This is a genomic window from Halosimplex yunnanense, from assembly GCF_054504345.1.
On record NZ_JBTJEL010000036.1, the window covers coordinates 451846 to 472485 of the forward strand.

The window sequence follows — 20640 nt, forward strand, 5'->3', positions numbered from 1 at the left end:
GCCGTCCTACCGACGTGGCGATGGAACTGGCCGCCTTCGCGGAGCGAGCCCGAGCGATCGAAGCCGAGAGCGCCGACAGCGAGATCCGCGAGCGCGTGACCGATCTGCTGTCGGCCGCCGGCGAGGACCTCCCGGTCGTCGCCCGGTACGTGCAGGGTCGGGTCTTCCCCGCCCACGACTCGACGAAGCTCGACATCGGTCCCGCGCTCTGCTACGAGGCCATCGCGAAGGCGGCCGGCCCGAACGTCTCCGCCGACGACGTGGAAGGCCGCGTCGCCGAGCTGGGCGACGTGGGCGAAGTCGCCGCGAGCTACGACTTCGGCGGCCAGCAAGGCCTCGGCGCGTTCGGCGGGGGCAGCGGCGGAAGCGACGGGGGCAGCGGAGGCGGCGCTTCGGACGGCCTCACCGTCGCCGAAGTCGACGCGGACCTCCGCGAACTCGCCGCGACCGAGGGGTCGGGGAGTCAAGACACGAAACGCGACATCCTCTTCGGACTCTTCAACCGGACCGAGGGCGACGAAGCGCGCTATCTCGCCCGGCTCGTGCTCGCGGAGATGCGCATCGGCGTCGGCGAGGGGACCGTCCGCGACGCCATCGCCGACGCGTTCGACGTGCCGGTCGACGAGGTCGAGCGCGCCTTGCAGGTTACCAACGACTACGGCGAGGTGGCGGTCGTCGCCCGGGACGAAGGCGCCGAGGGCCTCGACGCGCTCGGCCTCGAAATCGGCCGGCCGGTCGGCGCGATGCTCGCGCAGGCCGGCACCGTCACCGAGGCGCTGGAGGAGTGGGAGGAGGCCGCAGTCGAGTGGAAGTTCGACGGCGCCAGAGTGCAGGTCCACCACGACCCCGCGGCCGACGACGCCGACGCAGCGGCCGACGAGCCGTCCACCCGATTGTTTTCCCGGAACATGGAAGAGGTGACCGACCCGCTCCCGGAAGTCGTCGAGTTCGTCGACCAGGCCCTCGATCGGCCGGCCATCCTCGACGGCGAGGTCGTGGCCGTGGCTGACGACGGCTCGCCGCTCCCCTTCCAGGAAGTCCTGCGCCGGTTCCGCCGGAAACACGACGTGGCGAAGGCCCGCGAGGACGTCACCGTCGAGTTCCGGGCGTTCGACTGCCTGCACGCCGACGGCGACGACCTGCTCGACGAGCCGCTGGTCGCCCGTCACGACCGGCTCGACGGCCTGCTCGGGGAGGAAGGGGCCGACGCCCTCTCCGCGCTGGAACTATCGAGTGATCCCGACGAAATCGCCGACGTCGAGGCCGAATCCCTCGAATCCGGACACGAGGGGATCATGCTCAAGAACCCAGACTCGGCGTACACGCCCGGCCGACGCGGGAAGAACTGGCTGAAGCGCAAACCCGACGTGGAGACGCTCGACCTGGTCGTCACCGGTGCGGAGTGGGGCGAGGGCCGGCGCGCGGAACTGTTCGGGACCTTCCTGCTGTCGGCCCGCACCGACGACGGCTTCGAGACGCTCGGGAAGGTCGCGACGGGGATCACCGACGAGGAGCTCGAATCCCTGACCGACCTGCTGGAACCGCACGTCGTCGCCGAGGACGGTACCGACGTGGACATCGACCCCGCCGTCGTCTTCGAGGTGGGCTACGAGGAGATCCAGGCCTCGCCCACCTACTCGTCGGGCTACGCCCTCCGGTTCCCGCGGTTCCTCGGCGTCCGCGACGACAAGGACCCCGACGACGCGGACTCGCTGGAGCGCGTGGAGCGACTGGCAGAGCGGCAGTGAGCGAGCGGCCGCCGGCGATCGGCGGTATCGGAAGCGAGTACCCGGAGGCGAAGCCTTTTCGCCGTCACACCTGAACGCGGACGTATGACTGTTCGACACGACGGCCTCACGGTCGACTGGCTCGGCTACGCGACCCTGCGCATCGAGAACGATGACACCGTCGTCTACTTCGACCCCGGGCGCTACGGGACCCTGACCGGCGAGTGGGAACCCGACACGCCCGGCGTCGGCCACCCGCCGGCTCGGGAGTACGACGCTCAGGACGGGGACATCGTCTGCGTCACGCACATCCACCACTACGACAGCGACGGCGTCGAACGCGTCGCCAGCGAGGACGCGACGATAGTTGCCTACGAGGGTATCGACGTGACCGACAGCGACCGCGACCTGACGCCCATCGACGACCTCCCCTACGAGATTATCGAGGTCGGCATGGAGGACGAACTCGTCGTCGACGGCGTGCCGATCATGACGGTACCGGCGTACAACGACCCCGACGGCAAGAACGTCAACGACGACGGCACGCCGATCCACCCCGAGGGAATCGGCTGCGGGTTCGTCGCCTCGGTCGACGACACGAACGTCTTCTGGACGGGCGACTCAGACGCGCTCGACGGCCACGAGGAACTCGACGCCTCGCTGTTCGTCCCCTCGATCTCCCAGTCGTACACGATGGACCGCCACGACGCCGCCGACCTCGCCGAGGCGATGGACCCGGACCTCGTGCTCCCGATCCACTACAACACCTTCGAGGCACTGGAGGGCGATAGCGGCGCGTTCGCTCGAGACGTGGCCAAGCGCGGCGTCCCGGTCGTCCTCGACGAGCGATAGTTTCCCAGTCTACCGTCGATTTACGTCGACCCGACCTGGGCCCTGATCAGCACGGCCATCTCGTCTCCGTCTCGCCACTCGATGGTAAGTTCGGCCCCCGATTCGACGTTCTCGACAGTGAGTTCGTCGTTGGCACTAACCGGTTCCGACGAGTCGGCCAACTCCGCCCAGGTCCCTCGCTCCTCGCCGTCGACGAGGACGACGAGTTTCGACGAGTCGATGCTGTCGCCGCCTTCGTGCGTGACCATTGCACCGTCCGTTGTCGCCTCGACTCCGAAGGAGGCGGCAGGTTCCATCGGCCCCTGTTCTGCACCCATCCCGAGGACGAACGATCCCACGACCGCTGCCCCGACGACCACCACTGCCGCGAGGACCATCAGCCCAATCCCCACGACTGCGATGACCAGCAGCATGTTGTGTCCGTCGTCACCTTCGTTCGACATGACACGACGGGTGAGCCCCCGGATAATAAAAATTACTCAGTCGAAAGGCTCCCGGCGGGCCAGTCGGACCCGATCAGAGGACGCCCATCTCGTCGAGGCGTTCGGGGAGGTAGGTGTCGGTCACGAAGTCCAGGCCGTAGGAGGCCAAGCTCTGCTGTTCGGACTTCTTGCCGATGTCGAGCTGGAGTTCGATCTGTTCCTCCCAGTAGTCGGTCTGGAAGCGCGGGTCCTCCAGTTCGCTCTCCAGGGCGTTGACGTCGGAGTCCGCCAGCGGGTCGGTCGGCAGGTCGTACTCGACGATGTCCTCGGGCTGGATGCCGATGAACTGGGCCTCGGGCGTCGCGAGGTACTCCGAGAGGTGTGCGCTCTTGATCGACCCGTAGGAGACCGAGCCGAAGATGCGGTACGACCACGGGTCACCGTCAGTGAACACCGTGACCGGCAGGTCCAGTTCGTCGTGCAGCCGCTTGGTAAGCCGGCGGGTCGCCCGCGCGGGCTGGCCGCCCAGATGGACGACCAGCGCGTCGTACTCGTCGTCGAAGCCGTTCTCGACGAGCCGGTCGCGCATCCCACCGGTCTCCACGCAGAGGACGAACTCCGCGTCGTTGTCGAGGAACTCGATGGTGTCGGGGTTGTTCGGGATCTGGTAGCCGCCCTGGCCCACGTCGTCCTGGCAGTGGATCTCGCGGTCGCCGCGGTTGGTCTGCTCGCGGAGGAGCAGCGGCCCCATCACCTTCGCGCCGGACTCCTCCGGGCGCATGTGGAAGTCCTCGCGTTTGACCTCGGAGACGATCTCGAGATCCTCGATGAGGTTGTTCGACTCGTCCTGGCTGTTGAACTGCGCCTCGTCCAAGTCCCACGACTCGCTGAGGTAGTAGAGTTCACGCAGGGTGGACGACCGATCCTGATCGAGCTGGCGGGCCAGGAAGTCGATAGTGTACGTCGCCTTCAAGAGCTTCTCGGCGCCGGAGATGGTCTTGGCGGTCCGCGTGCTCTCGCGGTCGCCGTACACCCAGACGTTCTTGTCCTCGTCGTACTCGATGTTGGACTTCGTCCGGGTCGGGATCCGCATCTTCGGGACGTCGCCCTCGTCGAACTGCTCGTAGAACTCCTCGGCGAGGTCGATCAGCTGTTCTCGCGCGTCTGCGTCGGTGTCTGTGCTCATTGTTATGCGTCGATAGTCAGTTTCTCGTCTTCGAGGCCGTCGACGGTGACGTCGAACTCCGCGTCGCCGTCGATCTCGTACTCCAGCGTGGCCTCGTCGCCGGCCGAGACGGTGGTCGACCACTTGACGAACCACTCGCCGTCCATCTCGACGACGGTCGCGTCGCCGTCGGCGAGCGCGGGCTCGCTCCCGGCGACGATGTCGGTTATCTCCACGTCCGCGCTGCGGTCGGAGTTGTTCTCGATGGTCAGCGAGACCGTCTCGTCGTCGACCGACCGCTCGACGAGGACGTTGTTCATGATCCGCGCGAGCGTGTCGTCGATGTCGAGTTCGTCGCTGCCGGTGACCTGCGTGAGCTTCTCGGCCATCTCGGGCAGGATCGTCGCCAGCTTGTCCTGCTTCTCGCGGCGCTGTTGCATCGAGCGGCGTTTCTTCAGGAACGACTTCAGCTCGCGGGCCGCCTCGCGGATGGCGAGTTCGATCTCGGATTCGAGTTCGGGGACGTTCGCGACGGCGTCCTTCGACTCGCTGGTGAACGGCACGTTCGTCGACGCGATGTGGACCATGACGACGACCGGGCCGTTCGGGATGCCCGAGCCGCCGGGCTGGTCGAGGTTGTAGTTGCGCCAGTTGATCGACTTCACCACGTCGGTCGTTGCACAGGCGCCCCGCTGATAGACCAGCGGGACGCGGTTGGCGAAGCGCATCACCTCGGCCTTGCCCTCGGCCTCGACGTCGCCGCCGTAGGCCAGGCCGGCCTCGACGATGAACGGGTCGCCGCCGTGGACCGAGGCGTCGCGGGTCGACGCCGCGTAGAAGTCGGCGTCGTACTCCTTGCGCAGCCCCTCCTCGATGAGATCGGACTCGATCGGGGAGAGACAGTCCGTCGGCGGCGCGATGATGTCCGTCTCGCGCATCGCTTCCAGCAGTTCGCTGGAGGTGTCGCGGTCGTCGGCGATTTCGTTGACGTTCGGCGCGTCGTCGGGCACGCGCTCGGCCGCCTCCCAGATAGCCTCGACGACGTTCTCGCGGGCCGTCTCGCCGAAGGTCGCGTCGTCGTACTCCTCGGTGGCCTCGGCGGCGCGACGGACGAACTCGCGGATCTCGTCGTGGGTGAAGCGGTGGCGTACGTCCTCGGCGTCGCCGAACTTCGGTGCGAGCCGGTCGGCGATCCCTTGGATCGTCGCGTCGTCCTTCTGGGTGGTCGTCACCGAGTCGATGAGTCCGTACAGATCCGAGCGGAGGTGCTCGTACTCCTGGTCGCCGTCGGCGTCGAGACCGACGACGGCCTCCCAGCCGGCTTCGCAGGCGTTCTCGCGGACGGTCGACCCGAAGGTCACGTCGTGTTTCTCCTCGATGTCGTCGGCCACGTCGTCGACGAGGTCGCAGAGCTCGTGGTGGGAGACGCGCTCGTAGCCGTCCAGCGCGTCCGAGACGCGGTCGGCGAACTCGGCGGTGGCGTCGGCGCCCTTGTTGGCGACGGCGGCGTCGAGCGCGCGGGCCACGTCCGCGTCCTCGTGGGTCTCGGGCGGTCGCCAGGCCATCTCGCGGCCGTAGTGGCGGTCGCGGAAGTTGTCGATGACCGAGTCGGCGGTCTTGCCGCCGACGCGGGTGAACTCGCTCTGGAGGAATCCCGACACCGAGTAGGATTCGGTGGCGTCGAGCATCTTGATGAGGGTCCCGAGTTCGACCCCGTGGGGGTGGGGGCGGATCTCCTCGGTCTCCTCGGGGAGCTTGTCGGTCACCCGCTCGTATTTCAGGTGCTCGCTGGGTTCCCGGAGTTCGATGCGTGCGTGGGGGTTGACGACCGCGGTGTGTTTGATGTAGTCGTGGAGCTGGTTGCGGGCGCGCATGTTCGCTTCCATCTCCAGTTCGATGCGCGTCCCGTGGGGTCGCTCCCAGGTGGTCGTCTCCTCGACGTCGATCTCGGGCTCGTTGGTGTCCGTGTCGATGATGAGCTCGAAGTACTCGGCGTCCACGTTGCCCTTCGTGCGGGAGGTGATCTTCGCGGGCTTGCCGGAGGTGAGCTGCGAGTACAGCACTGCGGCGGAGATACCGATACCCTGCTGACCGCGCGACTGCTCGCGAGCGTGGAACCGCGACCCGTAGAGCAGCTTCCCGAAGACCTTGGGGATCTGCTCTTTGGTGATGCCGGGCCCGTTGTCCTCGACGATGAGGCGGTAGTAGTCGCCGGCTTCCTGGATCTCGACGTAGATGTCGGGGGCGATGCCGGCCTCCTCGCAGGCGTCCAAGGCGTTGTCGACCGCCTCTTTCACGGCGGTCACGAGTCCCCGGGCTCCGCTGTCGAACCCGAGCATGTGCTTGTTCTTCTCGAAGAACTCGGCGATGGAGATCGACCGCTGGCTCTCTGCCAGCTCCTCGGCGATCCCCTCTCCCTCGCCGAGTTGCGACTGATACGATGTCATCCGTGCGACCCCCTACTGCCGGACGGCTTAAAAGGCGTTCGCCGGCAGAGTGAAAGTGAAACCGCCCCACCGGGAACCTACCTCGTCGGCGGTCCCGACCGATCGAGCGGCCTCCTGCGATCGGGCCGAATATCACCGTTTGACGAGGGGCGGTAGACGAAACCGGGTGATCTCGCCGTGGAGACGGCGTCTCCACCGCCAGTCTCGCGCTCGCGCGCGTGCGAGAGCTTTAAGGACGGTGGTCTACTACCGGTACACAGATTATATGTCACGGGAGTCTGATGAGTACGGCGCACAGCAGATCCAGGCCCTGGAAGGGCTGGAGGCCGTGCGCAAACGCCCGGCGATGTACATCGGGTCTACGGACGACAGGGGGCTCCACCACCTCGTCTACGAGGTCGTGGACAACTCGATCGACGAGGCGCTGGCGGGATACTGCGACAGTATCTCGGTGACGATCCACGACGACGGATCCGTCTCCGTCTCCGACGACGGCCGGGGCATCCCGGTCGACACCCACGAAAAGTACGACAAACCCGCGGTCGAGGTCGTGATGACGATCCTCCACGCCGGCGGGAAGTTCGACAACAAGTCCTACCAGGTCTCCGGCGGCCTGCACGGCGTCGGCGTCTCCGTCGTCAACGCCCTCTCCGAGTCGCTGGAGGTCGAAGTCAAGCGCGACGGCGCCGTCTGGCGGGAGTCCTTCGAGAAGGGCCAACCACAGGCCGGAGGTCTCGAACGCGTCCGCGACATGGACGACGACGAGGAGACGGGCACGACGATCCGCTTCTGGCCAGACACGGGCATCTTCGAGGCCGACGAGTACGACTACTCGACGCTCGAATCGCGCCTGCGCGAACTCGCCTTCCTCAACTCCGGCGTCGAGATCACCCTCGCCGACGAGCGCGACGACACCGCCGACACGTTCCGCTACGACGGCGGGATCCGCGAGTTCGTCGAGTACCTCAACGAGACCAAAGAGCCGCTCCACGAGGGCGTCATCTACTTCGAGGACGAGGAGCAGGACATCCACGTCGAGGTGGCGATGCAGGGAACCAACGAGCTGCAGGGCTCCATCCACGCCTTCGCCAACAACATCAACACCCGCGAGGGGGGGACCCACCTGACGGGGTTCAAGACCGCGTTGACGCGCATCGTCAACGACTACGCCGAGGAGAACAGCCTGCTCGGCGAGATCGACGGGAACCTCAAGGGCGAGGACATCCGCGAGGGTCTCACCGCCGTCATCTCGGTCAAACACCCCGACCCGCAGTTCGAGGGCCAGACCAAGACCAAGCTCGGCAACTCCGAAGTGCGGGGCATCGTCGAGTCGGCGGTCCACGAGGGGCTGGGTACCTTCTTCGAGGAGAACCCCGAGACGGCCGAGGTCATCGTCCGCAAGGGCGTCGAGGCCGCGAAGGCCCGCAAGGCCGCAAAGAAGGCAAAGGAACTGACCCGGCGCAAGTCCGCGCTGGAGTCGACGGCGCTGCCGGGCAAGCTCTCGGACTGTCAGACCCGCGACCCCGAAGACGCCGAGCTGTTCATCACCGAGGGTGACTCGGCGGGCGGGAGCGCGAAGCAGGGCCGCAACCCCGAGTTCCAGGCGATCCTCCCCATCCGCGGGAAGATCCTCAACGTCGAGAAACACCGCCTCGACCGCATCCTGGAGAACAACGAGATCCGGGCGATGATCACGGCCATCGGGACGGGCATCGGCGACGAGTTCGACATCGAGGACGCCCGCTACGAGAAGATCATCCTGATGACCGACGCCGACGTCGACGGCGCGCACATCCGGACGCTGCTGCTGACCTTCTTCTACCGGCACATGCGCCCGCTGCTGGAGGCCGGCTACGTCTACGCCGCCCAGCCGCCGCTGTACCGCGTCCGCTACCGCGGGAACACCTACGACGCGATGAGCGACGCCGAGCGCGACCGAATCGTCGAGGAGAAGTGCGACGGCAACCCCACGCAGGTCCAGCGGTTCAAGGGCCTCGGGGAGATGAACCCCCAGCAGCTGTGGGACACGACGATGGATCCCGAACAGCGGATCTTGAAGCAGATCACCATCGAGGACGCCGCCGCCGCGGACAAGATGTTCTCGGTGCTGATGGGCGACGCCGTCGAGCCGCGCAAGCAGTTCATCAAGGACCACGCGCCCGAGGCCGAATGGGTGGACATCTGATGTCGATCCGGACGGACGACCGGGGCAGCGGGCCCCAGCGGACTGACGCCGCGATCACCACCGCGAAAACCACACAGGTGACACAATGAGTTCAGACGTACCCGATTCCGACCCGACGCCGGCCGCGGAAGTCGACCGCGTCCGCGTCGAGAACGAGATGGAGCAGAGCTACATCGACTACGCGATGAGCGTCATCGCCGGCCGCGCCCTCCCCGACGTGCGCGACGGGCTCAAGCCCGTCCACCGGCGCATCCTCTACGCGATGCACGAGATGGGGATCACGAGCAACGTCTCCCACCGCAAGTCCTCGTCGATCGTCGGCGAGACGATGGGTGACTACCACCCCCACGGCGACTCGGCCATCTACGACACGCTCGTCCGGATGGCCCAGGACTTCGCGATGCGCTACCCCCTGGTCGACGGGCAGGGCAACTTCGGGTCGATGGACGGCGACCCCGCCGCGGCCATGCGGTACACGGAGGCCCGGATGGCGCCCATCGCCGAGGAGATGCTGGACGACATCGAGAAGGACACCGTCGACTTCCAGTCCAACTACGACGACCGCCTGACCGAACCGGAGGTGTTGCCCGCGAAGGTGCCGAACCTCCTCGTGAACGGCTCCTCCGGCATCGCCGTCGGGATGTCCACCAACATCCCGCCGCACAACCTCGGCGAGGTCGTCGACGCCGTCGTCCACCTCATCGACAATCCCGACTGCGACGTGGACGACCTGGTCGACACTCGCGACGACCGCGGCAACGGCACCGCCGGCCCGATCAAGGGGCCGGACTTCCCCACCGGCGGCACCATCGTCGGCCGCGAGGCGGTCTACTCCGCGTACGCGACGGGCCGCGGCCGCGTCACCGTCCGCGCGAAGTACGAACTCGAGCGCGAGGAAGGGCGGATCGTCGTCACCGAGATCCCCTTCCAGGAGAACAAGGCGCGGATGGTCGAGCGCATCGCCGAGGACGTCAACGAGGGGAAAATCGAGGGCGTCTCGGACCTGCGCGACGAGTCCGACCGCAACGGCGTCCGCGTCGTCATCGACCTCAAGCGCGGCGCCAACATCGACCTCGTCGAGAATCAGCTGACCAAACACCACCTCGAGTCCACCTTCGGCGTCATCAACCTCGCCTTGGTCGACGGCCAGCCGAAGGTCCTCACGCTCAAGGAGACGCTGAAGGAGTACCTCGACCACCGCAAGACGGTCGTCCGGCGGCGCTCGCAGTACGAACTCGCCGAGGCCGAGGACCGCGCGCATATCCTCGAAGGTCGGCTGAAGGCCCTCGAGCAGGTCGACGCCGTCGTCGACCTCATCCGCAACAGCGAGGACCGCGACCAGGCCAAGGCCGCGCTCCGCGGCGAAGTGGATCTCGCGGAACTCGACGCGGAGTTCGAACACTTCGACGAGCAGACGGCCTTCGACTTCTCGGCCGACCAGGCCGACCACATCGTCCGGATGCAGCTCGGGTCGCTCACCTCGATGGAGGCCGCGGAGATCGAGAGCGAGTACGAGGACCTCCAGGACGAGATCGAGCGGCTGAACACGATCCTCAACGACGAGTCCGAACTGCTCGCGGTCATCAAGGAGGAGCTGCAGGCGATCAGAGACGAGTACGCCGACGAGCGCCAGACGAACTTCGTCGAGAGCGACGAGATCACCAACGAGGACCTCATCCCCGAGGAGGACGTCGCCGTCGTCATCACCGAGGACGACTACATCAAGCGGATGCCCATCGACCGCTTCGACCCGCAGGGCCGCGGCGGCAAGGGCATCATCGGCGCCGACCCCAAGGAAGGGGATCGGGTCTCGAAGGTCTTCCGGGCCAACACCCACGACTACCTGCTCTGTTTCACCAACCAGGGGCAGGTCTACCGGCTCAAGACCTACGAGATCCCGGAGATGAGCCGCACCGCGCGCGGCAAGTCCGCGATCAACCTCATCGACCTCGACGACGGCGAGGAGATCACGGCCGTCGTCAACACCGACGAGTTCGAACCGGAGGAGTCCATCGCGATGGTCACCCGCAACGGCTACGTCAAGCGGACGAACGCGGAGGACTTCGAGAACATCCTCTCGACGGGGATCATCGCCGCCGACCTCGAAGACGGCGACGAACTCGTCGACGTCGAGGTGACCGACCACACCAAGGATCTCTTCATCGCCACCGAGCAGGGGATGACGATCCGCTTCGACGAGACCGAGGCCCGCGAGATGGGCCGTAACGCCCGCGGCGTCGGCGGGATCGACCTGCAGGGCGACGACCGCGTCGCCGGCATGGTCGCGACCGACGAGGACGACGACCGGTGTCTGCTGACGGTCACCCGCAACGGGTACGGCAAGCGGACGCCCCTCTCGGAGTACCGACGGCAGTCCCGCTACGGGAAGGGCCTCATCGACATCAAGACCGACGACCGGAACGGCCCGGTCAGCACGGTCAAGGCCGTCGCCGACGACGACCACCTCCTCATCATGAGCGAGGCCGGCCAGATCATGCGGATCCGCGCCGGCGACGTGAGCGAGGTCGGCCGGAACACGAAGGGCGTCGTCGTCATGCGCCTCGAAGACGGCGACCAGGTCGCGAGCGTCGACGTGATCCCCGAGTCGGTCGAGGACGGCGACGCGAACGACTCCTGACCGCGGATCGACTGTCGTGACCACCGCAGGTCGCGAACCGGCTGTCGGAGTCCCCGAAGACAAGGGCTGACGGGGTTATCGCGTCGAATTCTATTTCCCGACATTTCACCGTCGAGACTCGGCTTCGCCGGCGAAACGTCACAAGACATTTGGCAGCGTCGCGTGCAGTCGTACGCAGTGACGGGGGACTCGACGAAACCGACGACGTTCGAGAGACGCGGAGTGTCGACCTACGGCGTCCTGTTCGTGCTCGCGATCGCGGTCGCGGCCGCGATCACGGTCCCGGCGTTCGCGACCGCTTCGCCGGGTCCAGCGGACGGCGACGGTCCAGCGGCCGCTATCGGTGACCGCTCGGCCTGTCCGACAGTGGGTTCGACCGCCGGCTCGGCGGGCGCCGCCGCGAGCAGCCACTCCAGGGAGAGCTACCCGGACGCACCGCACATGGACGTCGCGCGCGGCGACATCGCGGCGATCGAGACCGGTGTGGGGCGGACCCGGACCGGGACCGTCAGGATCCAGTCAGTCGATGGCGAGTTCAACGTGACGCTGACGTTCGCGAACAACGACGGGCGCAAGCCCGCGACGCTGTACGTCAACACGTACCTCGCCGGCAACGAGAGCGCGGTGGCCGGGCTGGCCTACACCGCCGGCGACAACGACCGCGTGGCCGTCGAGAGCCGCGACTCGGTCACCGGCGCGCCGATGCCGACCGGCGCCTACGACGTGACTATCGAGAAGCGGTCCGGGACGGAGACAAAGCGGCTGACCATCGACGACCCGTCGGTAGGCGACCTGACGCTCCTGCGAGCGCCCGGCGAACGATTCGAGAACCTCAGTACGTCGGAGGACGTCGCCGAAGGGCTGGAGTCGGGCGTCGTCTCGACGCCGACGGCGACCGACGACGGCCCCGCGGCCGCGCTCGGTGACACGATGGTCTACCGGCTGAACGCGAGCGGCCTCTACGGCCTGCTGGCCGCTCAGGGCGGCGCGACGGCCGAAGACAACTACGTCGCAGTGGCCGACGCGAGCGCGACACCGCGGACGCTCAGCCTGGATATTCGGGGGACAGGGCCCTGTGGCCCGGTAGCGGACGTGCCCGGGAGCATCGAGGACGGGAGCGTACAGGTGATCCCGGATTCGACGAACGAAACGCTGTACGTCACCGCCGACCTCCGGCGCGTCGAGCGGTCGGGGAACAGCGAACGCCGATTCGTCCGGCCCGGCGAAGCGACGTATACGTTCTACGGCGGAACGCACGTCACCGGATCGAACGTAACGAAGCAGCTTGATTACGGAGTGACCGAGCGACAGGTCACCTACGATCCGGCGCGCCAGCCGATCCGCCGCGAGGCCGCGGCCGGCCAGTCCATCGGCGGCGAGACCACGCTCGCGCCGCACAGCGAACTCACGCTCGACGTCGAGGCCATCGGCGACGACTACGAGACGCAGGCGCAGGCGACGGTCGAGGCCGACGGGTCGTTCTCGACGACGGTCGACCTCTCGGAGGCGCCGGCGGACGCGCGATTGACCCTTTCGACCGCAGAGGTCGAGGAGACGAAGACGCTACTGACCACGGGCGACGCGGCCGGGACGGCGCTGTGGTTCCAGGAGTACGAGAGTCCGAACGCCGACCGGGAGACCGTCGTCGAGGGCGTCAGCGCGGCGCTCGAAGAGGGCGGGTTCGTCGCGGCCTACGCCGTTCCGCCGGACGAGCAGGTCACTCACGAGAACCTGATCGGTCGCTCGACCTATCTCGAACCCGGCGTCCACCGAACGAACGTCTCCCTCGATCGCGCGGTGACGGACAGCCAGATCGTCGTCCTCGCCGTCCACCGCGACGAGGACGGCGACGGGCGCTTCGACTACCCGGCCGACGACAGTCCCTACCGGATCGACGGTCGGTCGGTCCACACCGCCGGTCGCGTCCTCCTCTCGGGCGATGGGTCCGAACCGCCGCGGGACCCGCAGTTCCTGACCGTCGATCTCCGATCGGCCGACAACATCGACGGGACGCCGGTCCCGACGGCGACGCCGACCGATACGCCGACGGTGACCCCGACCGACACGCCGGCACCCACGGAGACGCCCCGTCCCGTCGGGACGACCGAACTGCCGCCGCCGACGCTGCGCGGTGAAGCGACGCCGACCGCGACGCCCGACGAACCGGGGACCGCTACGGCAAACGGGACCGACGTCGGGACGACCGCGGTGAACGGCACCGCCGCGCCGAACGCGACGACCGCTGGTGGCGACACCGCTGAGTCGACTGACGGACTGGGTTCCGGATTCGGGCCGGTAGCGGTGCTGGCCGCCGCGTTCGTGCTTGCTCTCGCGGCGCTCGTCCGTCGGTCCTGATCGGCTGTCTAGCAACTTTTCCTCGTCGCAGCCGTCGTGCGAAGTGAATCCGATTCAGAGAATCCGTTTTCCGAGGCAGCTCGCCGCGAGTTCGACGGCCAGTTCCGCAGTCCGATTGTGGTCGTCGAGGATCGGGTTGACCTCGACGATCTCGAGCGACGCGAGGTCGCCGCCCAGCTTTCGTGAGACGATCTCCATCGCCGTGTGGCCCTCGCGATAGGAGGCGCCGCCGCGGACCGGCGTCCCGACGCCGGGCGCCTCGGTGGGGTCGAGGAAGTCCATGTCGAGGCTGACGTGGACGCCGTCGGTGCCGTCGGTCGCGACCTCGATCGCCTCGCGGGTGACCGCCGGGAGGCCGCGCTGGTCGACGTCCGTCATCGTGAACGCCGTCACGTCGCTGTTGCGCAGGGCGGCGCCCTCCTCGTCGTCCACGCTGCGGAGCCCGACGATGGCGACGTTCTCCGGGTCGACGGTGGGCGACTCGGCCCAGTCGCTGCCGGCGAACGAACCGCGGCCGAGGATCGCCGCGATCGACATCCCGTGAACGTTCCCGCTGGGCGTCGTCGACGGCGTGTTGAAGTCAGCGTGCGCGTCGAACCAGACGATACCGAGGTCGCGATCGCGCGCGGCGCCCGCCACTGTACCGATGGCGATGGAGTGGTCACCGCCGAGAACGAGCGGGACGCGTCCGTCGTCGACGGCCCCTGCGACGTCGTCGGCGAGGCGTCGGCAGACTTGCTCTGTCGCGCCGAGGTACTTCGCTCGTCCCTCCAGCGGGGTGCTTGACTCGGGGTCGGTCTGCGAGGGGCTGGGGACCGAGACGTCTCCCCCGTCGTCGTAGCCGATCCCGAGCGACGCGAACTCGTCGGCGAGCCCGGCGTAGCGGATCGCCGACGGTCCCATGTCGACGCCGCGTCTGTCGGCGCCGAGGTCCATGGGGACACCGAATACACGGACTGGTCGGTTCATATCCGGGGTTCGAAGCCGACGGGCAAAACGGTCTCGGAGCGCAGCCGACTGGCGAGAAACTGGTCAGCGATCGCATAACCCGAGTAGAATCCGGGCGTGGTGACGTCGCTGGGCCGATAATCGGTCGTTACTCGTACTGTCGGCAGACGCGTTCGACGCCCTCGTCGAAGGAGATCCGCGGTTCCCAGCCGGTGGCTTCCCGCATCTTCGTGGCGTCGGCCATCGTGTCGTGGACGTAGACTTCCTCGGGGATGGGGTTGTCCTCGTAGACTGCTTCGACGTCAGTGCCGAGTTCCTCGTTGAGGCGGTCGACGAGGTGGTCGAAGCTGTACTGCTCGCCCGTGCCGAGGTTGTAGACGCCGGTCAGTTCGTGGTCGGCGGCGAGTTCGAGGCCGCGGACGATGTCGTCGACGTGGGTGAAATCGCGGGTTTGGGTGCCGTCGCCCCAGATTTCGGGGTTGCGGCCGTTGGCGATGTCGTCGGCGAACTGGGCGATGAGGTTGGCGTACTCGCCCTTGTGTTCCTCCGCGCCGTCTTCCATGCCCTGGTAGACGGAGAAAAAACGCATGCCCGCCATCGACATGTCGTAGTGGTTGGCGAAGTACTCCGCATAGCGCTCGCGGGCGAGCTTCGACGCCTCGTAGCCGGTGTTTACCGTCACGTCCATGTCCTCCGGCGAGGGTTCGGTCCGGTCGCCGTAGATGGACGAGGTCGACGCGTAGACCACGGTGTCACAGCCGTCCTGCCGGGCCTGATCGACCGTGTTGACGAACCCCTCGACGTTGACGCGCGCGCCGCGGGTCGGGTCTTCCTCGTGCATCGCATAGGAGGACAGCGCCGCGAGGTGGAAGACGACGTCCACGTCCGTCGGGAGGTCCTCGTCCAGCACCGATCCCTGGACGAACTCGACGGCGTCGTCGAGGTTGTCGGGCGTGCCCAGATAACAGTCGTCGAGCGCGAGGACCTCGTTGTCCTCGGCGAGGGAGTTCGCGAGGTTCGAACCGATGAACCCGGCGCCGCCTGTCACCAGAACGCGGTTGCCTTGCATACGCGCCCCTGGTGGCGGACCGGTATTAAATAGCCGCCGTTTACCGGACGTTTCGGACCGATTTCCCCGCGCCGTCCGGCGACGAGTCCGCTCGAAACGCGGCGAAATTTGGCGTCGTCACGGCCGTCCACCGCCGGCTTTAATAAAATCAATGACCAAATACTCTCTATGTCATCAATCGAGTTGACGCCCAGTCAGAAAAACATCCTGCAGGAGCTCGTCAATCTCTATCGGGAGTCGGAGAGCGCCGTGAAGGGGGAGGACATCGCCGAGAAGGTGGACCGTAACCCCGGGACGATCCGCAACCAGATGCAGAGTCTGAAAGCCCTCCAGCTGGTCGAAGGCGTCCCCGGCCCGAAGGGCGGATACAAGCCGACCGCCACCGCCTACGACGCCCTTCAGATCCAGGACATGGACAAGGCCGCCGACGTGCCGCTGGCCCACAACGGCGAGGACATCCCCGACGCGAACGTCGAGGAGATCGACCTCACCAGCGTCCATCACCCCGAACTGTGCCGCGCGGAGATCAAGCTTCAGGGTTCGATCGCCGACTTCCACGAGGGCGACACCATCACCGTGGGTCCGACGCCCCTCTCGAAGCTCCAGATCATCGGCTCGCTCGAAGGGAAAGACGACACGAACAACAAACTCATCCTCACCATCGACGACATGCGCGCGCCGGCAGGCGAACCCACTCACTGACGCGGGGCGTCGACATCGCCCTCGCGGCCCCCTTCGATTCCCGAACATCTTCTCTCAGCGGTCAGTTCTCGCCCGTCGATCCTGTTTGTTCATGACATACACGCCCGCGATCGGTAGATTTCCGTGCCGGATTCAAAGGCTTTGTATCACCCGCCGCCGGAGACGGCGGTATGAGCGACAACGTCGTCGTGCTCGGGTCCGGTTACGCGGGCGCGGGTGCTGTCAAGAGCCTCGAGTCCCACCTCGACGGGCGGGCCAACGTCACCTGGATCTCGGACGTGGATTATCACCTCGTGCTGCACGAGTCCCACCGCTGCATCCGCGATCCCAGCGTCCGCGAGAAGATCACCATCCCCGTCGGCGAGATCAAAGACCCCTCGACGACGTTCCTGCAGGCGAGCGTGGAGGGCGTCGACACCGACGAGCGCATCGTCGAACTCGAAGACGCCGAGGACGTCGAGTACGATTACCTCCTCGTGGGGATCGGCTCGCGCACGGCCTTCTTCGGTATCGAGGGCCTCGAAGAGCACGCCCACACCCTCAAGAGCCTCGACGACGCGCTGGGGATCCACGACGCCGTCTCCGGGGCCGCGGCCGCCGCAACGCACGACGACCCCGCCACTATCGTCGTCGGCGGCGCCGGCCTCTCGGGCATCCAGACCGCCGGCGAGATCGCCGAGTACCGTGACGACTACGGCGCAAACGTCGAGATCGAACTCGTCGAGGGCCTCGACCGCATCCTGCCCAACAGCGACCCCGAACTGCAGGGCGCGCTCCGCAAGCGCCTCGAAGCGGCCGACGTGAACATCCACACCGGCGAGTTCATCGGCGAGGTCGACGAGGAGACGGTCTACATCGGCGACGACACCGAGATGGACTACGACGTGCTGATCTGGACCGGCGGCATCACCGGCCGCGAGGCCGTCGCCGACGCCGACGTCGACAAGGACGAGCGGAGCAACCGCATCTTCTCCGAGATGACCTTCGAGACGAACGACGACCGCGTGTTCGCCATCGGCGACGCCGCCATCGTCGACCAACCCGGCGACGACCCCGCGCCGCCGACCGCCCAGGCCGCCTGGCAGGCCGCGGAGGTCGCCGGCGAGAACCTCGCGCGCCGCGTCAAGGGCCAGCCGCTCACCCAGTGGACCTACGACGACAAAGGGACCGTCGTCTCCGTCGGCGAGAAGGCCGTCGCCCACGACGTGAAGTTCCTCCCGCTGTCGACGTTCGGCGGCAAGGCCGCCGAGATCCTCAAGAAGGGCATCGCCGCCCGCTGGATCGCCGACGTCTCCGGCCTCGGCAACGCCGCCGACGCCTGGTCCGACATGTAGGAGCCAACGGCGGGATCCCGCCGCCGACCGAACCGTTTCTCCGTGATCGACCCGCTCCGGAGCCACCACCGTTAACGGTCCCCCCTCCTTACGAGAGGGCATGAACGAGACGCGAGCCCTGCGGCTGTCCTGCCGGAGGGACAGATGGTAGACCTCCTGTTCTCGGCGGGGCGGCTGTTCGCCGCGCTGTTTCTCGTCGCGTTGAACGGCTTCTTCGTCGCCTCCGAGTTCGCCTACGTGCGGGTCCGGTCTAGCGCGGTCGACCAGATGGTCGCGGAGGGTCGGAGCGGCGCCAAGATGCTCCGTAACGCACTGGACAACCTCGACGACTACCTCGCGGTGACCCAACTGGGGATCACGATCGCCTCGCTGAGCCTCGGCTGGATCGGCGAACCGGCGGTCGCGTCGCTCATCCAGCCGATTCTCGATCCCTTTCTCTCGGGAGAGGTGATCCATCTCATCGCGGTCGCGGTCGGATTCGCCGTTATCACGTTCCTGCACGTCGTCTTCGGCGAGTTGGCGCCGAAGACGATCGCCATCGCGCAGGCCGAACGGATCGCGCTGTTCGTCTCGCCGCCGATGAAGTTCTTCTACTACGTCTTCATCCCGGGACTGGTCGTCCTCAACGGGACGGCCAACGCCTTCACCCGCATGCTCGGCATCCCGCCCGCTTCCGAGACCGAGGAGACGCTCTCCGAAGAGGAGATCCTGACGGTCCTCACGCGTTCGGGTAGCAAGGGCCACGTCGACGCGAACGAGGTCGAGATGATCGAGCGCGTGTTCGAACTCGACGACACCTCCGTCCGAGAGGTGATGGTCCCGCGCCCCGACGTCGAGAGCGTCACTGCGGACGCGACGCTGTCGGAGCTCCGAGAGACGGTGATCGAGACCGGTCACACGCGCTATCCGGTGCTGGACGCCGAAGATCCCGATCAGGTGGTGGGATTCATCGACGTGAAGGACCTCCTGCAGGCCGAGGAAGCGATAGACGAGGAGGTGACGGCGGGCGACCTCGCCCGGGAGATGCCGCTGATTCCCGAGACGGGCGCGGTCGACGACCTCCTCTCGGAGTTCCAGACCGAACAGCGCCAGATGGCTGCCGTCATCGACGAGTGGGGGAGCTTCGAGGGCATCGCGACGGTCGAGGACGTGGTCGAGCAGGTCGTCGGCGACATCCGCGACGAGTTCGACGTGGCCGAGCGCGAACCGACGATCGACGAGCTGGCCGACGGCGCGTTCGCCATCGACGGCGGCGTCGTGCTCACCGAGGCCGAGGAGACGCTGGACACAGAGCTGGAATCGGGAGAGGTCGGAACCGTCGGTGGGCTCGTCCTCGACAGACTCGGTCGGGCGCCCGAGACCGGCGACGAGGTGACTGTCGACGGGTACCAATTCACGGTAACGGCGGTCGACGGCGCCAGGGTCGACGCCGTCGAAGCGCGAGCGCTAGAACCCGACGAAAAAGCGGACGACGAATCCGCCGACCCCGACTCGCAGCCAGCCGAAGAGCGGAGCGAGTGAGCGGCCGGGAAACGGCGCCTTCCCGTCGGCCGACCGGTTACTCCGAGCCGAGACCGAGGCCCGGGTACCAGCGATCGGCACCCGCCTCCGCGGCGGCGGCGTCCATGTCGTCGAGGATCGAAACGGCCTCGCTGGCGACTTTCGCGGCTTTTCGCTCGCCTTCGGTCCGGAACTCGCCGGTGACGCGGTTGGCGTAGACGGTACAGACCGCGCCGGCGCGCAGCCCGTAGAGGTTCGCGAGCGTCAGCACCGCGCCGGCCTCCATCTCGAAGTTGAGGACGCCCGCCTCGCGGAGGTTCTCGACGAGGTCGTCGCTGCCGGCGGCCTCGAACCCCTCGAAGCCCGGCCGGCCCTGCCCGGCGTAGAAACTGTCGGTGGTGGCCGTGACGCCGAGGTGGTAGTCGTAGTCAAGTCGCTCCGCGGCGGCGACGAGCGCGCCGACGACCCGGTCGTCCGCGCTCGCCGGGTAGTCCTCGCGGACGTACTCCTTGCTGGTCCCCTCCTGGCGGACCGCGCCGGTCGTGATGACCAGGTCGCCGACGGAGGCCTCCTCGCGGATCGCGCCGCAGGAACCGACCCGAAGGAGCGTGTCGACGCCGACCCGTGCGAGTTCCTCGACGGCGATGGCCGCGGACGGCGAGCCGATGCCCGTTGAGGTGACCGAGATGGGCGTCTCGTCGTAGGTGCCGGTGGCGGTCCGGTACTCGCGGTGTTGGCCGACGACCTCGTGGTCGTCCCAGCCGTCGGTGATCTTCTCGACCCGTTCGGGGTTGCCCGGCAGGAGGACGCTCTCGGCCACGTCGCCGGGACCGACTTCGAGGTGGTACTGCTCCGCTTCGTTGGGGTCCTCGCTGTCGGGGACATCGTTCCCGCTCATCCCTCGACCATCTCCCGGGTGATCGTCTCGGGGAGCAACTCGCCGAGTTCGTACTCGACGGGGCCGTCCTCGCCCTCGCAGACGACGACGAACGACTCGTCGCAGAACTCCGCGAGCGACTGGCGGCACATCCCGCAGGGGGTCACGCCGTCCTCGGCGGCCGAGGAGACGGCGAGGCGGTCGAACTCGCGGTGGCCGTCGCGGACCGCCGAGCCCAGCGCGACCTCCTCGGCGTGGAGGCTGTTGCTGTAGTTCGCGATCTCGATGTTACAGCCGGTGTAGACGCTCCCGTCGGCCGTCCGGAGCGCCGCGCCGACGGCGTAGTCCGAATACGGCGCGAAGGCGTCGTCGACGGCCTCGCGGGCCGCGTCGAGTAACTCGCTCATGCCCGAGGAGAC

15 protein-coding genes are annotated in these 20640 nt (G+C 67.3%); 8 read left to right on the plus strand and 7 right to left on the minus strand.

The window, feature by feature from the left end; all coding sequences use genetic code 11:
• The first annotated feature begins 20 nt into the window (after positions 1-20).
• Positions 21-1748: an ATP-dependent DNA ligase LigA gene (gene ligA, locus AB2U09_RS18360; protein WP_459194179.1), complete on the plus strand. Its 1728-nt coding sequence runs from the start codon at positions 21-23 to the stop codon at positions 1746-1748.
• 84 nt (positions 1749-1832) lie between these two features.
• On the plus strand, positions 1833-2579 hold the full coding sequence (locus tag AB2U09_RS18365) for an MBL fold metallo-hydrolase (RefSeq protein ID WP_459194180.1): 747 nt from the start codon (positions 1833-1835) through the stop codon (positions 2577-2579).
• A 20-nt stretch (positions 2580-2599) separates the two neighbouring features.
• On the opposite strand, the gene AB2U09_RS18370 is transcribed toward AB2U09_RS18365, so the two are convergent.
• The 3 genes from AB2U09_RS18370 to AB2U09_RS18380 form a co-directional block, all read right to left on the minus strand.
• Entirely contained in the window at positions 2600-3022 is a 423-nt protein-coding gene (locus tag AB2U09_RS18370; RefSeq protein WP_459194181.1) for a type IV pilin domain-containing protein, read from the minus strand.
• A gap of 73 nt (positions 3023-3095) precedes the next feature.
• Positions 3096-4187, minus strand: a complete 1092-nt coding sequence (locus AB2U09_RS18375; RefSeq protein ID WP_459194182.1) for a DNA topoisomerase IV subunit A — start codon at positions 4185-4187, stop codon at positions 3096-3098.
• 2 nt (positions 4188-4189) lie between these two features.
• Positions 4190-6613, minus strand: coding sequence for a DNA topoisomerase VI subunit B (locus AB2U09_RS18380; protein WP_459194183.1), 2424 nt, complete (start codon positions 6611-6613; stop codon positions 4190-4192).
• Positions 6614-6878: 265 nt separating this feature from the next.
• Between AB2U09_RS18380 and gyrB the strand changes: the two genes are divergently transcribed.
• From gyrB to AB2U09_RS18395, 3 genes are all read left to right on the plus strand, one after another.
• Positions 6879-8798 carry a DNA topoisomerase (ATP-hydrolyzing) subunit B gene (gyrB, locus tag AB2U09_RS18385; RefSeq protein ID WP_459194184.1) on the plus strand — a complete coding sequence of 640 codons (1920 nt, stop codon included), beginning with the start codon at positions 6879-6881 and terminating at the stop codon, positions 8796-8798.
• An 85-nt stretch (positions 8799-8883) separates the two neighbouring features.
• Entirely contained in the window at positions 8884-11436 is a 2553-nt protein-coding gene (gene gyrA, locus AB2U09_RS18390; protein ID WP_459194185.1) for a DNA gyrase subunit A, read from the plus strand.
• 177 nt (positions 11437-11613) lie between these two features.
• Positions 11614-13791: a DUF7282 domain-containing protein gene (locus tag AB2U09_RS18395; RefSeq protein ID WP_459194186.1), complete on the plus strand. Its 2178-nt coding sequence runs from the start codon at positions 11614-11616 to the stop codon at positions 13789-13791.
• 54 nt (positions 13792-13845) lie between these two features.
• Here the strand turns inward: AB2U09_RS18395 and rocF are convergent, their stop codons facing one another.
• Together rocF and AB2U09_RS18405 are read right to left on the minus strand one after the other, a co-directional pair.
• Complete coding sequence (rocF, locus tag AB2U09_RS18400; RefSeq protein WP_459194187.1) at positions 13846-14760, minus strand: arginase; 915 nt, start codon at positions 14758-14760, stop codon at positions 13846-13848.
• A gap of 127 nt (positions 14761-14887) precedes the next feature.
• Positions 14888-15808: an NAD-dependent epimerase/dehydratase family protein gene (locus AB2U09_RS18405; protein ID WP_459194188.1), complete on the minus strand. Its 921-nt coding sequence runs from the start codon at positions 15806-15808 to the stop codon at positions 14888-14890.
• A 168-nt stretch (positions 15809-15976) separates the two neighbouring features.
• On the opposite strand from AB2U09_RS18405, the gene AB2U09_RS18410 reads away from it, so the two are divergent.
• From AB2U09_RS18410 to AB2U09_RS18420, 3 genes are all read left to right on the plus strand, one after another.
• Complete coding sequence (locus AB2U09_RS18410; protein ID WP_459194189.1) at positions 15977-16510, plus strand: HTH domain-containing protein; 534 nt, start codon at positions 15977-15979, stop codon at positions 16508-16510.
• Between the two features lie 170 nt (positions 16511-16680).
• Complete coding sequence (locus AB2U09_RS18415; protein WP_459194190.1) at positions 16681-17844, plus strand: NAD(P)/FAD-dependent oxidoreductase; 1164 nt, start codon at positions 16681-16683, stop codon at positions 17842-17844.
• Positions 17845-17988: 144 nt separating this feature from the next.
• A complete protein-coding gene (locus tag AB2U09_RS18420) occupies positions 17989-19365 on the plus strand; it encodes a hemolysin family protein (RefSeq protein ID WP_459194191.1) in 1377 nt (458 codons plus the stop codon).
• Positions 19366-19402: 37 nt separating this feature from the next.
• On the opposite strand, the gene AB2U09_RS18425 is transcribed toward AB2U09_RS18420, so the two are convergent.
• Positions 19403-20242, minus strand: a complete 840-nt coding sequence (locus AB2U09_RS18425; RefSeq protein ID WP_459194192.1) for a nucleoside phosphorylase — start codon at positions 20240-20242, stop codon at positions 19403-19405.
• The gene (gene cdd, locus AB2U09_RS18430; RefSeq protein ID WP_459194193.1) at positions 20239-20628 is read right to left on the minus strand and encodes a cytidine deaminase; all 390 of its coding nucleotides are present in this window, start codon (positions 20626-20628) and stop codon (positions 20239-20241) included. The genes AB2U09_RS18425 and cdd overlap by 4 nt, the downstream gene beginning before the upstream one ends.
• Positions 20629-20640 lie beyond the last annotated feature (12 nt).

What these genes read in the sequence shown, in the direction of transcription:
- ligA (WP_459194179.1), top strand. Translation starts at nt 21, where the DNA reads ATGGAACTGGCCGCCTTCGCGGAGCGAGCCCGAGCGATCGAAGCCGAG.
- AB2U09_RS18365 (WP_459194180.1), top strand. Translation starts at nt 1,833, where the DNA reads ATGACTGTTCGACACGACGGCCTCACGGTCGACTGGCTCGGCTACGCG.
- AB2U09_RS18370 (WP_459194181.1), bottom strand. Translation starts at nt 3,022, where the DNA reads ATGTCGAACGAAGGTGACGACGGACACAACATGCTGCTGGTCATCGCA.
- AB2U09_RS18375 (WP_459194182.1), bottom strand. Translation starts at nt 4,187, where the DNA reads ATGAGCACAGACACCGACGCAGACGCGCGAGAACAGCTGATCGACCTC.
- AB2U09_RS18380 (WP_459194183.1), bottom strand. Translation starts at nt 6,613, where the DNA reads ATGACATCGTATCAGTCGCAACTCGGCGAGGGAGAGGGGATCGCCGAG.
- gyrB (WP_459194184.1), top strand. Translation starts at nt 6,879, where the DNA reads ATGTCACGGGAGTCTGATGAGTACGGCGCACAGCAGATCCAGGCCCTG.
- gyrA (WP_459194185.1), top strand. Translation starts at nt 8,884, where the DNA reads ATGAGTTCAGACGTACCCGATTCCGACCCGACGCCGGCCGCGGAAGTC.
- rocF (WP_459194187.1), bottom strand. Translation starts at nt 14,760, where the DNA reads ATGAACCGACCAGTCCGTGTATTCGGTGTCCCCATGGACCTCGGCGCC.
- AB2U09_RS18405 (WP_459194188.1), bottom strand. Translation starts at nt 15,808, where the DNA reads ATGCAAGGCAACCGCGTTCTGGTGACAGGCGGCGCCGGGTTCATCGGT.
- AB2U09_RS18410 (WP_459194189.1), top strand. Translation starts at nt 15,977, where the DNA reads ATGTCATCAATCGAGTTGACGCCCAGTCAGAAAAACATCCTGCAGGAG.
- AB2U09_RS18415 (WP_459194190.1), top strand. Translation starts at nt 16,681, where the DNA reads ATGAGCGACAACGTCGTCGTGCTCGGGTCCGGTTACGCGGGCGCGGGT.
- AB2U09_RS18420 (WP_459194191.1), top strand. Translation starts at nt 17,989, where the DNA reads ATGGTAGACCTCCTGTTCTCGGCGGGGCGGCTGTTCGCCGCGCTGTTT.
- AB2U09_RS18425 (WP_459194192.1), bottom strand. Translation starts at nt 20,242, where the DNA reads ATGAGCGGGAACGATGTCCCCGACAGCGAGGACCCCAACGAAGCGGAG.
- cdd (WP_459194193.1), bottom strand. Translation starts at nt 20,628, where the DNA reads ATGAGCGAGTTACTCGACGCGGCCCGCGAGGCCGTCGACGACGCCTTC.